General features: G+C 71.1%; 15 protein-coding genes. 10 read left to right on the forward strand and 5 right to left on the reverse strand.

All coding sequences use genetic code 11. The annotated features are described in order from the left end of the window. The first annotated feature begins 25 nt into the window (after nucleotides 1-25). The gene (locus tag ACIBI5_RS27845; protein WP_397251643.1) at nucleotides 26-1417 is read left to right on the forward strand and encodes a class II fumarate hydratase; all 1392 of its coding nucleotides are present in this window, start codon (nucleotides 26-28) and stop codon (nucleotides 1415-1417) included. A 213-nt stretch (nucleotides 1418-1630) separates the two neighbouring features. Here the strand turns inward: ACIBI5_RS27845 and ACIBI5_RS27850 are convergent, their stop codons facing one another. Beyond that, the gene (locus tag ACIBI5_RS27850) at nucleotides 1631-2578 is read right to left on the reverse strand and encodes a LysR family transcriptional regulator (RefSeq protein WP_397251645.1); all 948 of its coding nucleotides are present in this window, start codon (nucleotides 2576-2578) and stop codon (nucleotides 1631-1633) included. Nucleotides 2579-2698: 120 nt separating this feature from the next. On the opposite strand from ACIBI5_RS27850, the gene dnaE reads away from it, so the two are divergent. Further along, nucleotides 2699-6211: a DNA polymerase III subunit alpha gene (dnaE, locus tag ACIBI5_RS27855; protein ID WP_397251647.1), complete on the forward strand. Its 3513-nt coding sequence runs from the start codon at nucleotides 2699-2701 to the stop codon at nucleotides 6209-6211. On the opposite strand, the gene trpD is transcribed toward dnaE, so the two are convergent. Next, nucleotides 6177-7250, reverse strand: a complete 1074-nt coding sequence (gene trpD / locus ACIBI5_RS27860) for an anthranilate phosphoribosyltransferase (protein ID WP_397251649.1) — start codon at nucleotides 7248-7250, stop codon at nucleotides 6177-6179. The two genes, dnaE and trpD, sit on opposite strands and share 35 nt — an antisense overlap. 242 nt (nucleotides 7251-7492) lie before the next feature. Here trpD and ACIBI5_RS27865 point away from each other — a divergent pair, with 242 nt between their 5' ends. The 5 genes from ACIBI5_RS27865 to ACIBI5_RS27885 are packed head-to-tail and all read left to right on the forward strand — an operon-like array spanning nucleotide 7493 to nucleotide 13553. Continuing rightward, the gene (locus ACIBI5_RS27865) at nucleotides 7493-8242 is read left to right on the forward strand and encodes a 3-hydroxybutyrate dehydrogenase (RefSeq protein ID WP_397251651.1); all 750 of its coding nucleotides are present in this window, start codon (nucleotides 7493-7495) and stop codon (nucleotides 8240-8242) included. After that, nucleotides 8242-10122 (forward strand): helix-turn-helix domain-containing protein, encoded by a 1881-nt coding sequence (locus tag ACIBI5_RS27870; protein WP_397251653.1) that lies wholly within the window; start codon nucleotides 8242-8244, stop codon nucleotides 10120-10122. The genes ACIBI5_RS27865 and ACIBI5_RS27870 overlap by 1 nt, the downstream gene beginning before the upstream one ends. 31 nt (nucleotides 10123-10153) lie before the next feature. Then, nucleotides 10154-11425 (forward strand): MFS transporter, encoded by a 1272-nt coding sequence (locus ACIBI5_RS27875; RefSeq protein WP_397251655.1) that lies wholly within the window; start codon nucleotides 10154-10156, stop codon nucleotides 11423-11425. Beyond that, on the forward strand, nucleotides 11422-12417 hold the full coding sequence (locus ACIBI5_RS27880) for an alpha/beta fold hydrolase (RefSeq protein WP_397251657.1): 996 nt from the start codon (nucleotides 11422-11424) through the stop codon (nucleotides 12415-12417). The genes ACIBI5_RS27875 and ACIBI5_RS27880 overlap by 4 nt, the downstream gene beginning before the upstream one ends. Next, nucleotides 12417-13553: an alpha/beta hydrolase family protein gene (locus ACIBI5_RS27885; RefSeq protein ID WP_397251659.1), complete on the forward strand. Its 1137-nt coding sequence runs from the start codon at nucleotides 12417-12419 to the stop codon at nucleotides 13551-13553. The genes ACIBI5_RS27880 and ACIBI5_RS27885 overlap by 1 nt, the downstream gene beginning before the upstream one ends. Nucleotides 13554-13572: 19 nt before the next feature. Here ACIBI5_RS27885 and ACIBI5_RS27890 read toward each other — a convergent pair whose 3' ends face one another. Further along, nucleotides 13573-15567: a glycosyltransferase family 2 protein gene (locus ACIBI5_RS27890; protein ID WP_397251660.1), complete on the reverse strand. Its 1995-nt coding sequence runs from the start codon at nucleotides 15565-15567 to the stop codon at nucleotides 13573-13575. Between the two features lie 60 nt (nucleotides 15568-15627). Next, nucleotides 15628-16263 (reverse strand): lytic transglycosylase domain-containing protein, encoded by a 636-nt coding sequence (locus ACIBI5_RS27895; RefSeq protein WP_397251662.1) that lies wholly within the window; start codon nucleotides 16261-16263, stop codon nucleotides 15628-15630. 321 nt (nucleotides 16264-16584) lie between these two features. Between ACIBI5_RS27895 and ACIBI5_RS27900 the strand changes: the two genes are divergently transcribed. Genes ACIBI5_RS27900 through ACIBI5_RS27910 form a run of 3 tightly spaced genes read left to right on the forward strand, consistent with a single transcriptional unit; the run spans nucleotide 16585 to nucleotide 19213 of the window. Beyond that, nucleotides 16585-17259, forward strand: a complete 675-nt coding sequence (locus tag ACIBI5_RS27900; protein WP_184967676.1) for a response regulator transcription factor — start codon at nucleotides 16585-16587, stop codon at nucleotides 17257-17259. After that, nucleotides 17259-18668 (forward strand): ATP-binding protein, encoded by a 1410-nt coding sequence (locus tag ACIBI5_RS27905; RefSeq protein ID WP_397251664.1) that lies wholly within the window; start codon nucleotides 17259-17261, stop codon nucleotides 18666-18668. Before ACIBI5_RS27900 ends, ACIBI5_RS27905 begins: the two co-directional genes overlap by 1 nt. Beyond that, nucleotides 18665-19213 (forward strand): hypothetical protein, encoded by a 549-nt coding sequence (locus tag ACIBI5_RS27910; RefSeq protein ID WP_397251666.1) that lies wholly within the window; start codon nucleotides 18665-18667, stop codon nucleotides 19211-19213. Before ACIBI5_RS27905 ends, ACIBI5_RS27910 begins: the two co-directional genes overlap by 4 nt. Here the strand turns inward: ACIBI5_RS27910 and ACIBI5_RS27915 are convergent. Further along, on the reverse strand, nucleotides 19203-20522 hold the full coding sequence (locus ACIBI5_RS27915; protein WP_379610720.1) for a PhoH family protein: 1320 nt from the start codon (nucleotides 20520-20522) through the stop codon (nucleotides 19203-19205). The genes ACIBI5_RS27910 and ACIBI5_RS27915 overlap by 11 nt on opposite strands. Nucleotides 20523-20676: the final 154 nt, after the last annotated feature.

Below are 20676 nucleotides of genomic sequence, written 5' to 3' on the forward strand. Positions count from 1 at the left end.
CTCACCCATGAGACAGACTGGGGCCATGAGCGAGTTTCGGATTGAGCATGACTCTATGGGCGAGGTCCGGGTGCCGGCGGGGGCGCGCTGGCGGGCGCAGACCCAGCGCGCCGTGGAGAACTTCCCGGTCTCCGGCCGCCCGCTTGAGCCGGCCCACATCGCCGCGCTCGGCCTGATCAAGGCCGTGGCCGCGGAGGTCAACGGCGAGCTCGGCGTGATCGACAAGGACCTGGCCGAGGCGATCGCGCAGGCGGCCGCCGACGTGGCCGACAACGAGTACGACGCGCACTTCCCCATCGACGTCTTCCAGACCGGCTCCGGCACCTCGTCCAACATGAACGCCAACGAGGTGATCGCCAGCCTGGCCGAGGAGCGGCTGGGCCGGCCCGTGCACCCGAACGACCACGTCAACGCCTCGCAGTCGTCCAACGACGTCTTCCCGACCTCGATCCACGTGGCCGCCGCGACCGAGGTCACCTTCCACTTGCTGCCCTCCCTTGAGCACCTGGCGGCGGCGTTGCGCGCGAAGGCCGCGGAGTTCGCCGACCATGTGAAGTCCGGCCGTACGCACCTCATGGACGCGACTCCGGTCACCCTGGGCCAGGAGTTCGGCGGCTACGCGGCGCAGATCGAGCACGGCCTGGCCCGGGTGCGCTCGGCGCTGCCCCACGTGCTCGAACTCCCCCTGGGCGGCACCGCGGTCGGCACCGGCATCAACACGCCACCGGGCTTCGCCGAGCAGGCGATCGCGAAGCTGCGTGAGGCTACCGGCATCGCCTTCCGCGAGGCGGACGACCACTTCGAGGCGCAGAGCGCGCAGGACTCGATCGTCGAGCTGTCCGGGCAGCTCAAGGTCGTGGCCGTCTCCCTGAACAAGATCGCCAACGACCTCCGCTGGATGGGCTCGGGCCCCCGCGCGGGGCTCGGCGAGATCAACCTGCCCGACCTGCAGCCCGGCTCGTCGATCATGCCGGGCAAGGTGAACCCCGTCATCCCCGAGGCCACGGCCATGGTCGCCGCCCAGGTCATCGGCAACGACGCGGCCATCACGTTCGCCGGCGCCTCGGGCACGTTCGAGCTGAACGTCCAGCTCCCGGTGATGGCGCGCAACATCCTGGAGTCGATCCGCCTGCTGGCCGCCATCTCACGCCTGCTCGCCGACCGCACGGTGTCCGGCATCACGGCGAACGTGGAGCGCCTGCGCGAGTACGCGGAGTCGTCGCCGTCGATCGTGACGCCGCTCAACCGCTACATCGGCTACGAGGAGGCGGCCAAGGTCGCCAAGCAGGCACTGGCCGAACGCAAAACCATCCGCCAGGTCGTCATCGAACGCGGCCACGTCGCCAGCGGCGCCCTCACCGAGCCTCAGCTCGACGCCCTCCTCGACGTGCTCTCCATGACCAAGCCCGCTTCCTGACCGCCCATACGTTACGGCGAAGCCGCCCCCACCCCACCCGCCGACGCGGGCGGGCGCCGATCGTGGGGGTCGCTTCCCACGTCGGACACACGCCCCACCGCAACGGCCCCCCTTGACCACCCGACAGGGAAACCCCTCGGCCAGCCCGAGGGGACCCACTCCGGCCCGCCCGAGGGGACCTCACTCCGGCCCGAACCACCCCCGTCACCCACGTTAGCCCGGCCGGCGGAACACCTCGCGGTCCCGGGCGGGCAGCCAGTGCCGGTCCGGGGCGATGGTGCGGAAGCCCTCTCGCACGTGCCCCACGAACGCCCGCAGGATCGCGCGCCGGTTCCGCCGGTGCACGATCAGCGAGCACGGATAGGCCGGTGACGGGTTGACCAGCGGGATCTGTGTCGTGCCCGGATGCCGGGGGATGCGGGTCCGCTCGCCCGCGAAGCTGACCCGTTCTCCCAGCGCCACCGTCTCCACGAAGTGCTCCCAGCCGAAGTCCGGCCCCGAGGTGTCCACCCGGAACCCGAAGGCGGCGGCCATCTCGGCGTAGAAGCCGGCCCACTCGCTGCCCTCCTCGTTGCCCGGCATCCACACGGTCATCCCGGCCAGGTCCGCGGTCTCGAACCGCCTGCGCCCGGCCAGCGGATGCGTCCTGCCGACCAGGAGAGAGAGCGGCTCCAGGTAGGCCGGTACGACTTCCAGCGTGTCGGGCAGCGCTCCCTCTGCGCGGGCGAAGACGGCGTCCACGTGGCCCTTGCCGAGGCTCTCGCGGGCGCTCCTGAGGCCGTTGGAGGTGACGACGTCGATGTCGGCCGCGCCGCGGGCGCGGTGGAAGGAGCGGACCAGTTCGATGGAGGCGACCCGGGTGTCCAGCACGTCCACGCGCAGCGCGCGGTGCCGCCGCCTGGCCAGCTCGACGGCTTGGTCGGCCAGGCCCACGAGGGCGCGGGCGTGCGTCAGGAAGGCGGCGCCGTCCTGGGTGAGGTCGGCGCCGCCGCGCGTGCGGTAGAACAACGTCAGCCCGAGGTCCGACTCCAGCTTCGCGATCCGTTTGGAGACGGCCTGCTGGCTGATGCCGAGGCGGACGGCGGCGTCGCTGAAGAAGCGATCCTCGGCGATCGCCACGAACGCGCGCACCGCGCCGAGGTCGAGCTCGGGACCTTCCACCGCTACCTCCTAACACAACCACACGTTGTGCATTTCCGCGTGTCGATTGTTGGACAACCCCGGTCAGCCTTGGGTCGAATGCTCGGGTTCCGCGCTGAGCGTACAACCAAGAGGAGTGGCATGAGGTCCTTCGCACACCTGCACGTGCACACGGAGTACAGCATGCTGGACGGCGCCGCCAAGGTGGCGCCGCTCATGGCGGAGGCGGTCAGGCTGGGGATGCCGGCCGTGGCCATGAGCGATCACGGCAACGTGCACGGGGCCTACGAGTTCCACCAGGCGGCGCGCGGGGCCGGCGTCAAGCCGATCATCGGGATCGAGGCGTACGTGGCGCCGGCCTCGCGGCGGGACCGGCGGCCGGTGTTCTGGAGCGAGGACCTGTCGCTGCGGCGTTCCGACGATGAGACCGGGGCGGGCGGCGACGTGTCGGGGCGCGGGCTGTACACGCACATGACGATGTGGGCGGCGGACGCGGCGGGGCTGCGGAACCTGTTCCGGCTGCAGTCGCGGGCCTGGCTGGAGGGACACGTCCAGAAATATCCGCGCATGGATGATGAACTGCTGGCCGAGCATCACGAAGGCGTCATCGCCACGACCGGCTGCCCCTCGGGAGAGGTGCAGACCCGGCTGCGCCTCGGCCAGTACGACCAGGCGCTCGCCGCCGCCGCCCGCTACCGCGACGTCTTCGGACCCGGTGACTACTTCCTGGAGCTGATGGACCACGGCCTGGCCATCGAGCGCCGCGTCCGCGAGGACCTGCTGCGCATCGGCACGGCGCTCGGCCTGCCGCCCCTGGCCACCAACGACTCCCACTACGTCACCGAGTCGCAGTCCCAGGCGCACGACGCGTTGCTGTGCATCGGCACGGGCAAGCGGCTGGCCGACGCCGACCGGTTCCGGTTCGGCGGCAGCGGCTACTACCTCAAGCCCGCCGAGGAGATGCGCGCCCAGTGGGACTCCGAGGTTCCGGGCGCCTGCGACAACACCCTGCTCGTGGCCGAGCGGGTCGGCGACTACGCCGAGGTCTTCGCCCACCGCGACCTGACGCCGAGGTTCCCGGTGCCACAGGGCGAGAGCGAGTCGAGCTGGCTGCGCGAGGAGTCGCTGCGCGGCGCCCGCCGCCGCTACGCCGGCGACCCGCCGCAAGAGGTCCTGGACCGCATCGACTACGAGCTGTCGGTCATCGAAACCATGGGCTTCCCCGGCTACTTCCTGGTCGTCGCCGACATCTGCCGGCACGCTCGCGAGAACGGCATCGGCCTGGGGCCCGGCAGAGGTTCGGCCACCGGCTCCATGGTCGCCTACTGCACCGGCATCACCGAGCTCGACCCGATCGAGCACAAGCTGATCTTCGAGCGGTTCCTCAACCCCGAGCGGATCACCATGCCGGACGTGGACCTCGACTTCGACGACCGCCGCCGGGACGAGATGATCGACTACGTCACCCGCAAGTACGGCGACGACCGCGTCTGCCAGATCGTCACCTTCAACACGATCAAGGCCAAGGCCGCCGTCAAGGACGCCTGCCGCGTGCTCGGCCACCCGTACGCGCTCGGCGACCGGATCAGCAAGGCCTTCCCCGCGTCTGTGGGCGGCAAGGAGATCCCGCTGCAGGCCATCCACAACGAGGACCACCCCCGCCACGGCGAAGCGGCGGAACTCCGGCAGATGTACGCCGCCGACGCCGAGGTCCGCCAGGTGATCGACACCGCGACCGGCGTCGAGGGCCTGGTACGCGGCACCGGCATCCACGCCGCCGGCGTCATCCTGTCCAGCGAGCCCCTGCTGGACGTGCTCCCGCTGGCCAAGCCCAAGGCCGACGGCCCGGTCGTGACCGCCTTCCCCTTCACCCAGGCCGAGGACATGGGCCTGCTGAAGATGGACTTCCTCGGGCTGCGCAACCTCACCGTCATCCAGGACACGACAGCCGGCGTACGGGCGAACAAGGGTGTGGACATCGACATCCTCGACGTCCCGCTCGACGACGCCAGGACCTACGAACTGCTGGCCCGCGGCGACACGCTCGGCGTCTTCCAGCTGGACAGCGGCGGCATGCGGGTCCTGCTGAGGCTCATGCAGCCGACCACGTTCACCGACATCGCCGCGGTGAACGCGCTCTACCGGCCCGGCCCGATGGAGATGAACGCCCACACCAGCTACGCCCTGCGCAAGACCGGCAAGCAGCCGGTCGAGCCGATCCACCCCGAGCTGGAATCGGCCCTGGAGCCGATCCTGGGCGACACCTACCACCTGGTCGTCTTCCAGGAGCAGGTCATGGCCATCGCCCAGCAGCTCGCCGGGTACTCGCTGGGCGCCGCCGACATGCTGCGCAGGGCCATGGGCAAGAAGAAGAAAGAGGTGCTGGACGCCGAATGGGACCGGTTCTCGACCGGCATGCGCGCCAACGGCTTCTCCGATCCGGCGATCAAGTCCGTCTGGGACGTCCTGGTCCCGTTCAGCGGCTACGGCTTCAACAAGTCGCACACCGCCGGATACGGCCTGGTCTCCTACTGGACCGCCTACCTCAAGGCCAACCATCCCAGCGAGTACCTGGCCGCGCTGCTCACCTCGGTCGGCGACGACAAGGACAAGATGGCCGTCTACCTGGCCGACGCCCGCCGCGTCGGACTCAAGGTCCTGCCACCCGACGTCAACGCCAGCCGGCTGGACTTCGCCGCGGTCGGCGCCGACATCCGCTTCGGCCTCGGCGCGGTGCGCAACATCGGCGCCAACGTCGTGGAGGCCATCGTCGCCGCGCGCACCGAGAAGGGCCCTTTCACCGGCTTCAACGACTTCCTCGGCAAGGTGCCCGCCGCAGTCTGCAACAAGCGGGTCATCGAGTCGCTGGCCAAGGCGGGGGCGTTCGACAGCCTGGGACACCGCCGCAGGGCGCTGGTCGCCGTGCACGAGCAGGCCGTGGACGCGGTCATCGGCCTCAAACGCAACCAAGGCCACGGCCAGGACTCACTGTTCGCCGAGGACGCCCTGTCGGCCCCGATCCCCGACGAGGAGTGGGAGCAGCCCACGCTGCTGGCCCACGAGCGGGAGATGCTCGGCCTGTACGTCTCCGGCCACCCGCTGGACGGCGCCGAGGAGCTCCTTCGCGCCCACCGCGACACCACGATCGCCGCCCTGCTGGCCTCGGGCCGTCAGGACGCCAGGACCCGGGTCAGCGGCATCGTCTCCGGCCTGCAGCGCAAGGTGACCAAGCAGGGGCACCCCTGGGCGGTCGTCACGCTGGAGGATCACGAGGCCGCCGTCGAATGCCTGATCTTCCCCAAGGTCTACACGCTGTGCGGGGAGTCGCTGGCCCAGGACGACGTGGTGTCCGTCAGCGGCCGGGTCAACGTCCGCGACGAGACGCTGAGCGTCTACGGCGAGGAGGTCACGTTCCTGACGGTGCCCGGCCCGCCGCTCGTGATCCGGCTGGAGGAGGAGAAGCTGACGGTCCGGCTGGTGCGGGAGTTCAAGCGGATCCTGACCACGCATCCCGGTCAGACCCCCGTCCACCTGCGGGTACGCCGTGCGGCGGGCAAGGACGTCCTGATGAGCCTGCCCGCCTACACGATCACCCCCGGCCCCGCCTTCCACGCCGACGTCAAGGCGCTCCTGGGTCCGCTTTCCCTCTCTTGAGGTACGCCGCCTGTGTGGCCGCCGCCCACCGGGTGAGCAGGTCGGCGGCGGCGCCGGAGTCCACGGCGTCGGCGGTACGCCGCATCGCCTTGCCCAGCGCCTCGGTCAGGTCGCCGGCCGGTGGCGTCCCATCGGCCGCGACCAGGGCGGCGGCGGCGTTCAGCAGGACGATGTCGCGCACCGGGCCCCGCTCTCCGGCCAGGACCCGCCTGGCGACGTCGGCGTTGCGGGCCGGGTCGCCGCCCCGCAGGTCGGCCACGGTGGCTCTGGGGATGTCGAGGTCGGCCGGGTCGAAGGCGGTCCGGTGCACCGCGCCCCGCCGTACCACGTGGACGGTGGACGGACCGGTGGTGGTCAGCTCGTCGAGCCCGTCGTCGCCGCGGAAGACCAGCGCGGACCCGCCGCGCTCGGCGAGCACGCCCGCGATCACCTCGGCCATGCGCGGGTGGAAGACGCCGACCGCCTGCGCGGCGGGCAGGGCGGGGTTGGTGAGCGGGCCGAGGAAGTTGAAGACGGTCGGGACGCCGAGCTGCCCGCGCGCCTTGGAGGCGTGGCGCAGGAAGGGATGGAAGATCGGGGCGAACAGGAAGGTGATCCCCACCTCGTCGGCCACTTCGGCCACCGCCGCCGGGTCCAGGGAGATGGCGATCCCGAGTTCCTCCAGCACGTCGGCCGCTCCGGAGGCGGAGCTGGCCGAGCGGGAGCCGTGCTTGACCACCTTCGCCCCCGCCGCGGCGGCGACGATCGCGGCCATGGTGGAGACGTTGACGGTGTTGGCCCGGTCGCCGCCGGTGCCGACCAGGTCGACGGGGTCGCCGGGGATGCGGATCGCGGCCGAGCAGGCAAGCATCCCGTCGGCGAGCCCGGCGACCTCCTCGACGCTCTCCCCCTTGGCGCGCAGGGCCACGGCGAAACCGGCGATCTGTGCGTCGGTCGCGGCGCCCGACATGATCTGCTCCATCGCCCACGCGCTGTCGCGCGCCGACAGCGACCCGCCGCCGAGCAGCGTGGTGAGAAGTGCGGGCCAGGTGGTGGTCACGTGACGCCTCCGGGTGTCGAGTCTGCTCGGCAAGGCGGAGGGAAGAACGCGAAAGGCCGCCTCGTCGAGGCGGCCGTAGAGATGAACGCTAGGGGGTCCGCCTAGAAGACGGGCCACCAGGAGTACGAGAACGCGTTCATGGGCCAAACCTTAGCACCTCGGCGTGGACCACATAGATCAACACCCAGGTATGTCGGCCGCACCCATGCGTCCGGAATCGGCCAGCGCCTATGGTCGGGAGCATGGGGAACGAGCTGAGCGGCCGGACCGCCCTGGTGACGGGGGCGGGTGCGGGGATCGGGCGCGCGTGCGCGCTCAAGCTGGCCTCGCTGGGGGCCGCGGTCGTGGCGGTCGACCGGGACAGGGAGGCGGCGGAGAAGGTCGCGGCCGAGACGGGCGGGCTGGCCGTCGTGGCCGACCTCGCCGCGCCCGCCTTCGTCAGGAAATTTCCTGAAGAGGTCGACATCGTGGTCAACAACGCGGGCTTCCAGCATGTCGCCCCGATCGAGGAGTTCCCTCCGGAGACGTTCGCGACCATGCTCAAGGTCATGCTGGAGGCGCCGTTCCTGATCGCCGGGCACGTACTGCCCGGCATGTACGCACGGGGCTGGGGCCGCTTCGTCAACATCACCTCGGTGCACGGGCTGCGGGGCTCGCCGTACAAGTCGGCGTACACGGCGGCCAAGCACGGGCTGGAAGGCCTGTCCAAGGTGATCGCGCTCGAAGGCGCGCCCCACGGCGTCACCTCCGCCTGCGTCTCGCCCGGGTACGTCAGGACCGAGCTGGTCGAACGCCAGATCGCCGACCAGGCCAGGGCGCACGGCATCCCGGAGAGCCAGGTGCTCACCGACATCATGCTCGGGCCCGAGGCGATCAAGCGGCTGATCGAGCCCGGGGAGGTGGCCGACCTGGCCGCGTACCTGTGCGGACCGAGCGGGTCGTTCATCACCGGGGTCACGCTCACCGTCGACGGCGGCTGGACGGCACGCTAGTGGTCAGGCGCTTCCTCGAACTTCTCGCCCGGGAGGCCTCGGCGGTCGAGTTCGAAGGGCCGATCATCGAGGCGCGGGCGGCCGGCGCCGACCCGGCCGAGATCGAGCGGCTCGAACTGGCCAAGGTGGAGGCGCTGCGGGTCAGGCAGCTGCTGCGGCGCCGGGCCAGGCGCGAGGCCGAGCTGTCGGCGCTGTTCGACACCGCCGGGGACCTGGCCGCGCTGCGCGACCTCGACGCCGTGCTGGAGGCGATCGTCCACCGGGCCAGGCAGTTGCTCGGCACCGACACCGCCTACCTCACCCTGGGAGACCCCGAGCGCGGCGACACCTACATGCGGGTCACCGACGGCTCCGTCTCGGCGGCGTTCCAGGCGCTGCGGCTCGGGATGGGCGACGGGCTCGGCGGGCTCGTGGCGCAGACGGCGCGGCCGTACTCGACCGCGGACTATCCCGCCGACTCGCGCTTCCACCACACCGGGACCATCGACTCGGCGGTCAAGGAGGAGGGCCTGGTCGCCATCCTCGGGGTGCCGCTCAGGCTGGGACGCCGGGTGATCGGCGTGTTGTTCGCCGCCAACCGCAGCGCGCGGCCGTTCCTGCAGGAAGAGGAGGCGCTGCTGGCGTCGCTGGCCGCGCACGCGGCGGTGGCCATCGACAACGCGCGGCTGCTCCAGGAGACGCGCAACGCCCTCGACGAGCTGTCCCAGGCGCACAGGACCGCGCGCGAGCACGCGGCGGCGGTCGAGCGGGCGGCGCTGGCCCACGACCGGATGACCTCGGTGGTGCTGCGCGGCGGCGGCATCGAGAACGTGGCCGCGGTGATCACGGAGGTGCTGGGCGGGACGCTGGCCGTCCTCGACGACCTCGGCCGTCCCCTGGCGGGGGACGCCGGCGCGGCCGGGCCCGAACCCGGCGTCTTCGAGGCGGCGCAGGCCTCGCGCGCCCTCGGCAGGACCGTACGGCGCGGCGAACTGCTCATCGCCAGCGTCGACGTCGGCGGCGAGCCGCTGTGCACGCTGGTGCTGCGCAGCGGCCACATTCTCGATGCCGACGAGCGCATACTCGAACGCGGCGCCCAGGTGTGCGCGCTGCTGCTGCTGTTCCGGCGCAGCGTCGCGGAGGCCGAGGGCCGGGTGCGCGGCGAACTCCTGGACGACCTGATCTCCCGGCCCGGCTCACCCGGCCTGGCCGACCGCGCCCGCAGGCTGGGCCTGGACCTGGACACCCCGCACGTGCTGGTCGTGGCCAGGTACGAGGGACAGCGCGAGCGCGCGGCGTTCTGGGCCTCCTCGCAGGCGGCCGTCCGGCACGGGCTGGCGGCGGCGCGCGGCGAGGAGGTCGTGCTGCTGCTGCCGGGTGACGATCCCGGCGGAATCGCGCGCCGGATCGCCGCCGAGCTGACCGCCTCCCTGGGCCGGCCGGCCACGGCGGGCGCGGCCGTACCGAGGAACGGGGAGGTCACGGCGGCCTACCGGGAGGCGCAGCGGTGCGCGCAGGCGCTGGTCGCGCTGGGCCGGGCGGGCGACGGGGCGGGCGCGGCCGAGCTGGGCTTCGTGGGCCTGCTCATCGGCGACGGCCAGGACGTGCCCGGCTTCGTGGGCTCCGTCCTGGGCCCGGTGAGCGGCTACGACGCCCGCCGGGGTACCGCGCTGGTGGACACGCTGGCGGCCTACTTCGCCGCGGGCGGCTCGCCCTCGCGTACGGCTGAGGCCATGCACATCCACGTCAACACCGTCACCCAGCGCCTGGACCGCATCGCCAAACTCCTGGGCGACGGCTGGCAGGAACCCGAGCGCGCCCTTGAGCTCCAGCTCGCGCTCCGCCTTCACCGGCTCGGCCACACAACCTCCCCCCAGAGTGTGGAGAACAGCCCCATATGAGTGACGCCCGTCACTCTTTAGCGTGACCGGCATGGCCACTTCCATCAAGAAGATCGTCGGCGCGAGCCTGATCGGCACCACCATCGAGTGGTACGACTTCTTCCTGTACGGCTCCGCAGCCGCGCTGGTGTTCAACAAGCTCTTCTTCCCCGAGAGCGACCCCCTGACCGGCACGTTGCTCGCCTTCCTCACCTACGCCGTCGGGTTCGTCGCCAGACCGCTGGGCGGCCTGGTCTTCGGCCACTTCGGCGACCGGCTGGGCCGCAAGACGCTGCTGGTCGTCAGCCTGCTGCTGATGGGCGCGGCGACGTTCCTCATCGGCTGCCTGCCCACGCACGCCGCGATCGGCGCGGCGGCGCCGCTGCTGCTGACGGTCCTGCGCCTGGTGCAGGGCTTCGCCCTCGGCGGCGAATGGGGCGGCGCCGTGCTGATCGTCTCCGAGCACGGCGACTCCGCCCGGCGCGGCTTCTGGGCGTCGTGGCCGCAGGCGGGCGCGCCGGGCGGCAACCTGCTGGCGACGGGCGTGCTGGCGGTGCTGGCCGCGGTGCAGTCGGAGTCGGCGTTCCTGTCGTGGGGCTGGCGGGTGCCGTTCCTGCTGTCGGGCGTGCTGGTGCTGATCGGCCTGTGGATCCGGTTGTCGATCTCCGAGTCGCCCGTCTTCCAGCAGGCGCCGAAGGAGGAGTCGCCGCCGATCGTGACCGTGCTGCGCCACCACCGCCGCGACGTGCTGACCGCGATCGGCGCCCGCCTCGCCGAGAACATCTCGTTCTACCTGCTGACGGTCTTCGTCATCACCTACGCCAAGGCCGAGAAGATCGACAACTCGACCGTGCTCAACGCGGTGCTCATCGCCTCGGCCATCCACTTCCTGACGATTCCGGTGTGGGGCGCGCTGTCGGACCGCGTCGGCCGCCGTCCGATCTACCTCGCCGGCGCCGCCGGCATCGGCGTGTGGATCTTCGCGTTCTTCCCGCTGGTCGGGACCGGCAACTTCCTGGCGATCACGCTGGCGGTGACGGTCGGCCTGCTGTTCCACGGCATGATGTACGGCCCGCAGGCCGCCTTCTTCGCCGAGCTGTTCGCCACGCGCTCGCGCTACACCGGCGTGTCCATCGGCGCCCAGCTGTCGGCCATCGTGGCCGGCGCGCTGGCCCCGGTGATCGCGGTCGCCCTGCTCAGGGAGTACGACAGCACGGTGCCGATCTCCATCTACCTGGGCATCGCCGCCCTCCTGACCCTGTTCGCCGTGTACAAGGCCAGGGAGACCCAGGGCCGCGACCTGGCTGAGAGGATCCACGCGTGAGAGTCACCACCCCCCGCCTCACCCAGCACGTCCTGAAATTTCGGGACGACGGGACTGAGCCCGTGCTGTTCGTCCACGGAAACATCTCCTCCGGCGCCTTCTGGCGCGACACCCTGAAGGCCCTGCCGGAGCCGTACCTGCCGCTGGCGCCCGACCTGCGCGGCTTCGGCGAGACCGACCCGGCCCCCGTCGACGCCACCCGCGGCCTGCGCGACTTCTCCGACGACCTGACCGAGCTGATCGAGACGCTCACCCTGCCCAAGGCCCACCTGGTGGGCTGGAGCATGGGTGGCGGCGTCGTCCTGCAGCTCCTGCGCGACCACCCCGACCTGGTCAGGAGCATCACCCTGGTCAACCCCGTCTCCCCCTACGGCTACAGCGGCACCGAGGGCCCCGACGGCGGGCTCACCCACGAGGACGGCACCGGAGCGGGCGCCGGAGCGGCCAACCCCGACTTCGTGGCCCGCCTCCAGGCCGGCGACACCACGGACGAGTCCCCCACCTCACCCCGGTCCGTCTTCCGCAGCTCCTACGTCGCCGCCCCGGTCCCCGACGAGGACTTCTACGTGGCCTCGATGCTCACCACCAGGATCGGCGAGCACAACTACCCGGGCGACGCCGTCACCTCCGACCGCTGGCCCGGCGTGGCCCCGGGCAAGAGCGGGGTCCTGAACGCCCTGGCACCCACGCACTTCCGCCTCGACGACCTCCACGAGCTCCCGGAGAAGCCGCCGATCCTGTGGATCAGGGGCGCCGACGACCTGATCGTCGCCGACGCCTCGCCGTTCGACCTGGCGCACCTCGGCGCGATCGGCGTGGTGCCCGGCTCCCCCGGCACCCCGGCCCAGCCGATGATCGCCCAGACCAGAGCCGTCCTGGAGCGGTACGGCCCCTACGAGGAAGCGGTCCTGCCCAATTGCGGCCACAGCCCCCACCTGGAGCACCCGCAGGAGTTCCGCCGCCTCCTCCTCGACCACCTCGGACGGTCCTGATGCACGCCTTGGCCACCCTCACCCTGCTCGGCAGCATGGTCGTCGCCACCCCGCAGCTCACCGTCCCCGGCGCCGAGCGCACGGTCACCGCCACCCTCGCCGACCTCACCACCGCCGGCACGGCCACCACCGGCCACACCGACCCCGCCGACTGGGCCGGTCTCCACTCGGCGGCCACCACCAACCCCACCGGCGTCCCCGGCACCCAGATCGACGGCTACTTCCCCGACACCTCCACCGGCAACAAGACCCGGGGCTGGAACCACGACTCCCAGTTCGTCATCCGCCTGCCCAAGAACTGGAACGGCGGCCTGGTCGTCTCCGGCACCCCCGGCAACCGGGAGCAGTACGCCAACGACTTCACCATCTCCGACTGGGTCCTCGCCAAGGGCTACGCCTTCGCCGCCACGGACAAGGGCAACGTCGGCCTCGACTTCCACACCGACGGCCGCCGCCCCGGCGACGCCGTCGCCGAATGGAACCACCGCGTCACCCAGCTCACGCTGGCCGCCAGATCCGTCGTCAGGCAGCGGTACGGCAGGCCGCCCGCCCGCACCCTCATGGCCGGCATCTCCAACGGCGGCTACCTGGTCAGGTGGCAGCTGGAGAACCGCGGCCACCTCTACGACGGCGGCGTCGACTGGGAGGGCACGCTCTGGCGGCTGAAGGGCGACAACCTGCTGGACTTCCTGCCCACGGCGCTCAAGCACGGCCCCCTGCGGGCCGGCTTCCCGCCGGAGTCGGAGTTTCTGTGGCCCTTCCACCGCCAGTACTACTGGGAGCTCACCCAGCAGCTCTACCAGAAGGAACTGGACCCGGCCTACACCGGCGCACCGGCCGACTATGTGTATGCCGAGCGCCGGCCGTACGCGGCCGTGGCGAAGATCGCGCTGACCGGCCGGATCACCAAGCCGCTCATCACCGTCCACGGCACGCTCGACGCCCTGCTGCCCATCGCGCGCTCCTCCGACGTCTACGCCGAGATGGTCGGCCCGCGCCGCCCCTTCCGCTACCACCGCGTCGAGGGTGGCAACCACCTGGACGCCCTGGTCGACGCCTACCCGGACCGGCTCAGGCCCATCCTGCCCGAGTTCAGGAAGGCCTTCGAGGAGCTGGAGGACTGGGTCGGCCCTTGAGGTACCGGCCCTTGAGGTATCAGTCCTTGAGGTAGCGGTGTTTGCCCGCGCGGGCCAGGCGGACCAGATGCCGGGCTCCCGGCAGCCGCCGGCCCAGGCGGCGCAGCATCGTGTCGTGTCCCATGGGCGAGCGCCGCGCCGGATCCAGCTCGGTCGAGGCGCACACCTCGACCCTGCTGCCGCGCATCTCCAGCCCGAAACGCAGGCTCACCTCGTCGTCCTCTGCGCGCAGCGAGGACATCCAGGCGCCGGGACCGAGCCGGTCGCGGCCCGGCATCAGCCGCTTGACCGGAACCTTGGCCACGAGCTGGCCAGCGATCCTGCCCGGTACGCCCGGCTCCACCAGGGCGGGCGCGGAGATCTCGCGCAGGCGGCCGGCCGTGTTGCGCAGTACCAGCTCCAGCGGAGGGCCGCCGCTCGGCGGCACATACGGCACGGGCACGACGACGTAGATGTGGTTCTCCTGCCTGCGGATGCTGGCGCCCGGCGAGACCAGGGCGATCGACTCGGAGAACGAGCGCGGCTCGATGGCCAGGCCCAGCTCCCCGGCGTCGGTCCAGCACGGGACGACCAGGCGGCGCCTGGGGCGCTGGGCCAGGATGCCCAGGCAGTTGAGCGGGCCGTCGGGGCGGCGTACGCGGGTTCTGGCCTGGAGGGCGCCGCCGTACATGCGGACGTGGACCTCCCATTGGCCGGAGGCGAGCGGGGTGCCGAGCGCGGCGACGGCCACGTCCAGCCTGGCCTCGCCGACGATGCGCAGCCGTACGTCCTCGTCCTCCTGCACACGTTCCACGTGGTAGGTGACGGGCAGGAAGTAGACGACGCCGGTGTCGGCGTGCCGTACGTAGACCTCGATGCGGGCGCGCGCCACGGCGGTCGTGACGTCCGTGACGGCATCCGGCAGGGCCTTGTCGTCGAGCGAGCACGGCGGCAGCCACCGCAGGCGCCCGTCCTCCACCCGGTAGCGGGCGGGCTCGCCGTCGGCGGCGAGCACCTCCACGGCCAGGCCGAGGGCGAGCACGGGGCCGTCCCAGCGCACGTCGAGCAGGTCGGCGCGCAGGTCCGCGCGGCGGGTGGCGTTGGCGTAGCTGACGAGCTGGTCGAGGCGGCCGGCTCGCAGGAACGCGGCGACCGCGCGCAGGTGCACCGGCAGGTGCCGGTCGAGCCGCTCGGGGAAGCGCTCCAGCACGAGCTCCCTGCTCGTGGTGAACATCTTCCCGCGATCCACCGAGGATCCGGCGAAGCGGGCGCTGAGGAACGGGCGCAGCACCACGGACCGCAGCCAGTGGGCGTACATGCGGTCGCGCTGGCGGCCCTGCTCGGTGTGCTCGTCGACGACGTTCAGCAGCGACAGCAGCTCGCCGGCGACCGTACGCAGGTCGTCGTCCGCCTCCTCGCGCTCGCCGAGGTGGCAGCAGACCTGGTCGGCCATCACCGCGACGACCTTGGCCAGGAGATAGGCGCGCACCACGAACGCCTGCTCGGCCATCCGCCCCCCGGGTACGGCGAAGCCCAGCTGGTGCTTCTCCAGGAACGCCCGGCGGAAGAGCTTGTGCGGCGTGAGCAGGCTGAGCAGCCGGTCGCGCAGGATGTCGGCGCGGGCGGTGCTGGCCTCGAACGCGGTCATCGGCGGCCCCGAGTCGCGGACGAGGCGGCCGACGAGCACGTCGGCGTCGGTCTCCCCGGCCCGCGTGTGCATGTGCTCCAGCGCGGTGCGCTCCAGGCGGTCGCGCTGGTCGAGGAAGTAGACGAACTCGCCCTTGGCGGCGGCCAGGCCGATGTTGCGCCCGCGCATGGGCGAGCCGGTGTGCGGCAGGTGCAGGACCCTCACGTTTCTGCGGACCGCGGCCACGGTGTCCAGGCGCTCCGCGATGCCGTCCGTGGACCCGTCGTCCACGAAGATCACTTCGTACGCCTCCGGCGGCAACGTCTGCTCCAGCACGGAGCGGATGCACGGATCGGCGCCGGCACCCGGATTATGGACACTGACGATCACGCTGACCTTCATAGCCATGCCGCCAGGGTGCGCCGTACTACCGGATCAGGCGCGACGGCTTGCCGATCGAATAGCGGGTCAGTACCAGCCCTTGGCCTGGGAATGGCCCCAAGCACCGCAAGGCGTGCCGTAGCGGCCCTTGATGTAGCCGAGGCCCCACTCGATCTGGGTGGCGGCGTTGGTCTGCCAGTCGGCGCCCGCGCTGGCCATCTTGCTGCCGGGCAGCGACTGGGGGATGCCGTAGGCGCCGGAGTAGCGGTTCATGGCCCGCTCGTTCCAGCCGCTCTCCTTGTGCCAGAGCTTCTCCAGGCAGCCCCACTGGTCCTCGCCGAAGCCGAACTGGCCGAGCATCCCCTTGGCCAGCGCCTTGTTGCTGCCGGGCGAGGGGTTGCTGCCGACCGGGAAGTTGGCGGGCGGGAAACCGTCGCCGCCCGGCCCGCGCTTCTTGATGATGACCGGGTCGAGGCCCTCGACGCCCTTGCGCTCCTTCTTGAGCTTGTCCTTCTGGTACGCCGTGACCGCCGCGGCCTTGTAGGAGTCGGCCTTGGGATCCGGCGAGTAGAAGTCGCCCATGGCGATCTTGCCCCACTCCTCGGGGGAGATCGGGGTGTGGACGGCCTTGGAGTTCTGGATCGCGGTGTAGGCGGTGAAACCACCGCCACCGGCCACGATCACGACCGCCAAACCGAAGATCAGCACGCGCTTCGGGCTCATCGCCTTCTTCTTGCGGCGAGACGGCGGCGCTTCGCGCTCCTTCAACTCCGGACCAGGGCTCACGACCTATGAGAATGCCCTGTCCCAGGGGGTGGTCCGCAACCAAAACGCGACATCCGGTTGGTGTTCCATTGACTGACCAGCAGGCCACACAGGTCTTTCTTTCGCGACTGTGACTTTTGTCACATGCGTAAGGCCCGCCCCTCGCGCCCCGCTAACCGAAGGGAGAGCCTCATTACAGACTTCCGCCTACCCTTCCCGGTGATGTCACATTTTTATGACAGAACACGGATATTCGCGGGGTGGAAGAATAATGTGCGCGTGGCAGGCATCCTCCTCGTCGAAGACGACCCCTCCGTCCGCACCGCCCTGGAGCTGGCGCTGACCCGGCAGGGCCATTCCGTGACGTCCTACGCCACGGGCGAGGAGGCGCTCGACCACATCAGGTCCCGCCGCCCGGAGATCGCCATCCTCGACGTGATGCTGCCGGGAATCGACGGCGTCGAGGTGTGCCGCCGTATCCGCCGCCTGGACCAGCTGCCGGTCATCCTGCTCACCGCCCGCGGCGACGACCTCGACGTCGTGGTCGGACTGGAGGCCGGCGCCGACGACTACGTGGTCAAGCCGGTCGAGCCCCGGGTTCTGGACGCGCGGATCAGGGCCATCCTGCGCCGAGCCGAGTCGGCCTCATCCGACCGCATCTCCTTCGGCGACCTCATGATCGACCGGGGCGCGCTCAAGGTCACGCTGGCCAACAAGGAGATCCACCTCACCCCCACCGAGCTGCGGCTGCTGCTGGAGCTCGTGCGTCATCCCGGCCAGGTGCTCAACCGGCGCTACCTGCTGCGCGTCGTCTGGGACCACACCCACGTGGCCGACTCCCGCCTCGTCGACGCCTGCGTCCAGCGAGTGCGGGCGAAGATCGAACCGCGCCCGGCCGAGCCGGTGTTCATCCACACCGTCCGCGGCTTCGGCTACCGGTTCAGCCCTCCGTGATGCGGCCGCCCACCGGACTGCGCGCCCGCCTGGTCATCACGTTCACGCTCGTCGCCGTGGCGGCCTCGGTCATGGTCGCCACCATCGGCTACGAGCTGGCCAAGGCCGCCCTCATCGAGCGGGCCGAGGACAGCGCCGTCGACCTGGTCACCAGGGAGCTGCGCCAGATCACCTTCCCGGTCGGCACCCTGCGCCAGGGCGAGGCGGCGCCCGACTCCAAGGACCTGCGGCTGCTCGCCGACGCGCTCAACGGCCCCGGGCGGAGCGTCGCGCTCGAGTACGGCCACCTCAGCTACTCAGAGGGCCCGCTGTCGATGGCCAACGTCCCGCACGAGCTGCACGGCAGGGCCCGCGGCGGCGTGGTCAAGCAGCGCCAGGTGATCCGCGACGACGTGTGGCTGATCGTCGGCGCCGAGGTCTACCGCAGGGACGGCCCCGTGCCCGAGGCCAGCGGGCTGCGCGCCTTCGTCTTCTTCTCCATGCGCGAGGAAGAGGACCAGCTCACCACCCTCAAGGGCTCGCTCGCGCAGGGCGGCGCTGTCATCGTGCTGATCGCCCTCGGCGTCGCGCTGGTCTCGGCCAGAAGCGTGCTGCTGCCCGTACGCCGCCTCAGCGCCGCCGCCCAGGCGCTCGGCGAGGGCCGGCTCGACACGCGGCTGCCCGTCCACGGCCAGGACGAGCTGGCCGCGCTGACCGCCAGGTTCAACGACGCCGCCGCCGCGCTGGAGCTCAGCGTCTCCGAACTACGCGCGCTGGAGGCCCTCTCGCGCCGCTTCGTCGCCGACGTCTCACACGAGCTGCGCACGCCGCTGACCGCGATGACCGCGGTGGCCGACATGCTGATGGAGGAGGCCGAACGGCTGCCCGACGCACCCGCCGAGGCGGTCAGGCTCGTGCTGTCGGAGATCGAACGGCTGCGCCACCTCGTCGAGCACCTCATCGAGGTCAGCCGCTTCGACGCCGGTACGGCCACGCTCAACGTGGAATCCGTCAACGTCCACGACGCCATCCATGACAGCCTGGAGACACGCGGCTGGACGGAGACCGTGGAGGTGAACGTGGCCAAGGGACTGGCGGCCACCGTGGACCCGCGCCGCTTCGACGTGATCGTCGCCAACCTGGTGGGCAACGCGCTCAAACACGGCGGCCCACCGGTCCAGGTGTCGGCCAGAGGCACGGAGAACGGGCTGGAGATGAAGGTACGCGACCACGGCGCCGGGATTCCCGAGGAGGCGCTGCCGTACGTCTTCGACCGGTTCTTCAAGGCGGGAGCGGGACGCTCGCGCAGCCACGGAAGCGGGCTCGGCCTGGCCATCACCAGGGCGAACGTGCACCTCCACAACGGCACGATCTCGGTGCGCAGGCAGGGTCCCGGCACCCTGTTCACGGTCTGGCTGCCGGGCCTGTGAACGGCGGGCGAGCGCTGGCGGCCGGCCTCCTCCTCGCGGTGGCGGGCTGCGGGATCACGCCCACGAACGTGGTGGACGTGGCAGGACCTCCGACGGTCAAGATCCCGCCACCGTCCAAGACCATCTACCTGCTCAAGCCGGTCGACCAGCGGCAGGACAGCAGGCGCGCGCGCTTCGCGCTGACCAAGGAGCCGGCCGACGTGGAGAACGACACCGTGGACAGCCTGCTCACGGCGTTGTTCCAGGCCAACGGCCGGCAGCTGGGCGGCCTGCACACCGCCCTGCGCGGCTTCACCTACGAAGGCATGCAGGACTCGCTCGACCCGGTGACCCGCGACGAGACCCGGCTGCCCCGGACGTCCACGCTGACGGTGTACATCAAGGGCACCGGGCCGCTGCCCCTGCTGGGCAAGAAGCAGATCGTCTGCACCGCCCAGCAGGAAACGCAGTTCGAGCAGGTGAAGATCATCCGCCAGTTCCCCAGCAGGGCGCCCCAGGACGAGGGGCAACACATCTGCGGGAAACTGAAGGACGCTAAAGAGTGATGTCCTCCAGCATCTCCGTCACCAGCGCCGCGATCGGCGAACGCTCGGACCTGGTCAGCGTCACGTGGGCGAACAGCGGATGCCCCTTGAGCTTCTCCACCACCGCCACGACGCCGTCATGGCGGCCCACCCGCAGGTTGTCGCGCTGGGCGATGTCATGGGTGAGCACCACGCGGGAGTTGGCGCCGATGCGGCTCAGCACCGTCAGCAGCACCCCGCGCTCCAGCGACTGCGCCTCGTCCACGATCACGAAAGCGTCGTGCAGCGACCGGCCGCGGATGTGGGTGAGCGGCAGCACCTCCAGCATGCCCCGGTCGATGACCTCCTCGATCACCTCTGGAGTGGTCACCGCGCCCAGGGTGTCGTAGACGGCCTGGGCCCAGGGGCCCATCTTCTCGCCCTCGGTGCCGGGAAGGTAGCCGAGCTCCTGGCCGCCGACCGCGTACAGCGGGCGGAAGACCACGACCTTGCGGTGCTGGCGGCGCTCCAGAACGGCCTCCAGGCCCGCGCAGAGCGCCAGGGCGGACTTTCCGGTGCCGGCCCTGCCGCCCAGCGACACGATGCCGATCTCGGGGTCCATCAGGAGCTCCAGCGCGATGCGCTGTTCGGCCGAGCGGCCGTGCAGCCCGAACACCTCGCGGTCGCCCCGCACGAGCTTGACCGACTTGTCGGGCAGTACCCGGCCCAGCGCCGAACCCTTGCTCGACAGCAACCGCAGCCCGGTGTGCGCGGGCAGGTCCCTGGCCTCCTCCAGTTCCGCGGCGCCGTGCTCGAAGAGCGTCTCGACGTCCTCGGTGGTCACCTGGATCTCGGCCATCCCCGTCCAGCCCGACTCCACGACCAGTTCGGCGCGGTACTCCTCCGCCGACAGGCCGATCGAGGCCGCCTTGACCCGCAGGGGCAGATCCTTGGAGACCAGCACGACGTCGCGTCCCTCGGCGGCCAGCGAACGGGCCACGGTGAGAATGCGGGTGTCGTTGTCGCCGAGGCGGAAGCCTACGGGCAGGATGGACGGGTCGCTGTGGTTGAGTTCAACCCTGATCGTGCCTTCCCCGGTGGGCATGGGCTCGTCGAGCCTGCCGTATTGCACGCGCAGGTCGTCGAGGTAACGCAATGCCTTGCGCGCGAAGTAGCCGAGTTCTGGATGGTTCCGCTTCCCTTCCAGCTCCGTGATCACGACGATCGGGAGGACGACCTCATGCTCGGCGAATCTGGTCATCGCCGCCGGGTCGGCTAGAAGGACCGACGTGTCCAGCACGTAGGTGCGCTTGCCGGAGTTGGTCGAAGGGTTGCTCGAGGACACTGCCACACGTTCTCCCCCGGGCGCCCATGGGGACAGGCGCCCTGCAGACGAGGTGGGAATCGGACCGGACCCGCGCCCGCCGACGGGCGCCGGGGTCCGGCCCCCCTCAGCAGATTGCGCAGCAAAGGCGGGCCCCCTCCGAAGTGATCGGCCTTCGGCC

Origin of the sequence: Nonomuraea sp. NPDC050540 (genome assembly GCF_044457485.1) — a bacterium.
Classification (GTDB): Bacteria; Actinomycetota; Actinomycetes; order Streptosporangiales; family Streptosporangiaceae; genus Nonomuraea.

Coding starts and splice junctions, on each gene's coding strand:
- ACIBI5_RS27845 (WP_397251643.1), top strand. CDS start 26: ATGAGCGAGTTTCGGATTGAGCATGACTCTATGGGCGAGGTCCGGGTG.
- dnaE (WP_397251647.1), top strand. CDS start 2,699: ATGAGGTCCTTCGCACACCTGCACGTGCACACGGAGTACAGCATGCTG.
- ACIBI5_RS27865 (WP_397251651.1), top strand. CDS start 7,493: ATGGGGAACGAGCTGAGCGGCCGGACCGCCCTGGTGACGGGGGCGGGT.
- ACIBI5_RS27875 (WP_397251655.1), top strand. CDS start 10,154: ATGGCCACTTCCATCAAGAAGATCGTCGGCGCGAGCCTGATCGGCACC.
- ACIBI5_RS27885 (WP_397251659.1), top strand. CDS start 12,417: ATGCACGCCTTGGCCACCCTCACCCTGCTCGGCAGCATGGTCGTCGCC.
- ACIBI5_RS27890 (WP_397251660.1), bottom strand. CDS start 15,567: ATGGCTATGAAGGTCAGCGTGATCGTCAGTGTCCATAATCCGGGTGCC.
- ACIBI5_RS27895 (WP_397251662.1), bottom strand. CDS start 16,263: ATGAGCCCGAAGCGCGTGCTGATCTTCGGTTTGGCGGTCGTGATCGTG.
- ACIBI5_RS27905 (WP_397251664.1), top strand. CDS start 17,259: ATGCGGCCGCCCACCGGACTGCGCGCCCGCCTGGTCATCACGTTCACG.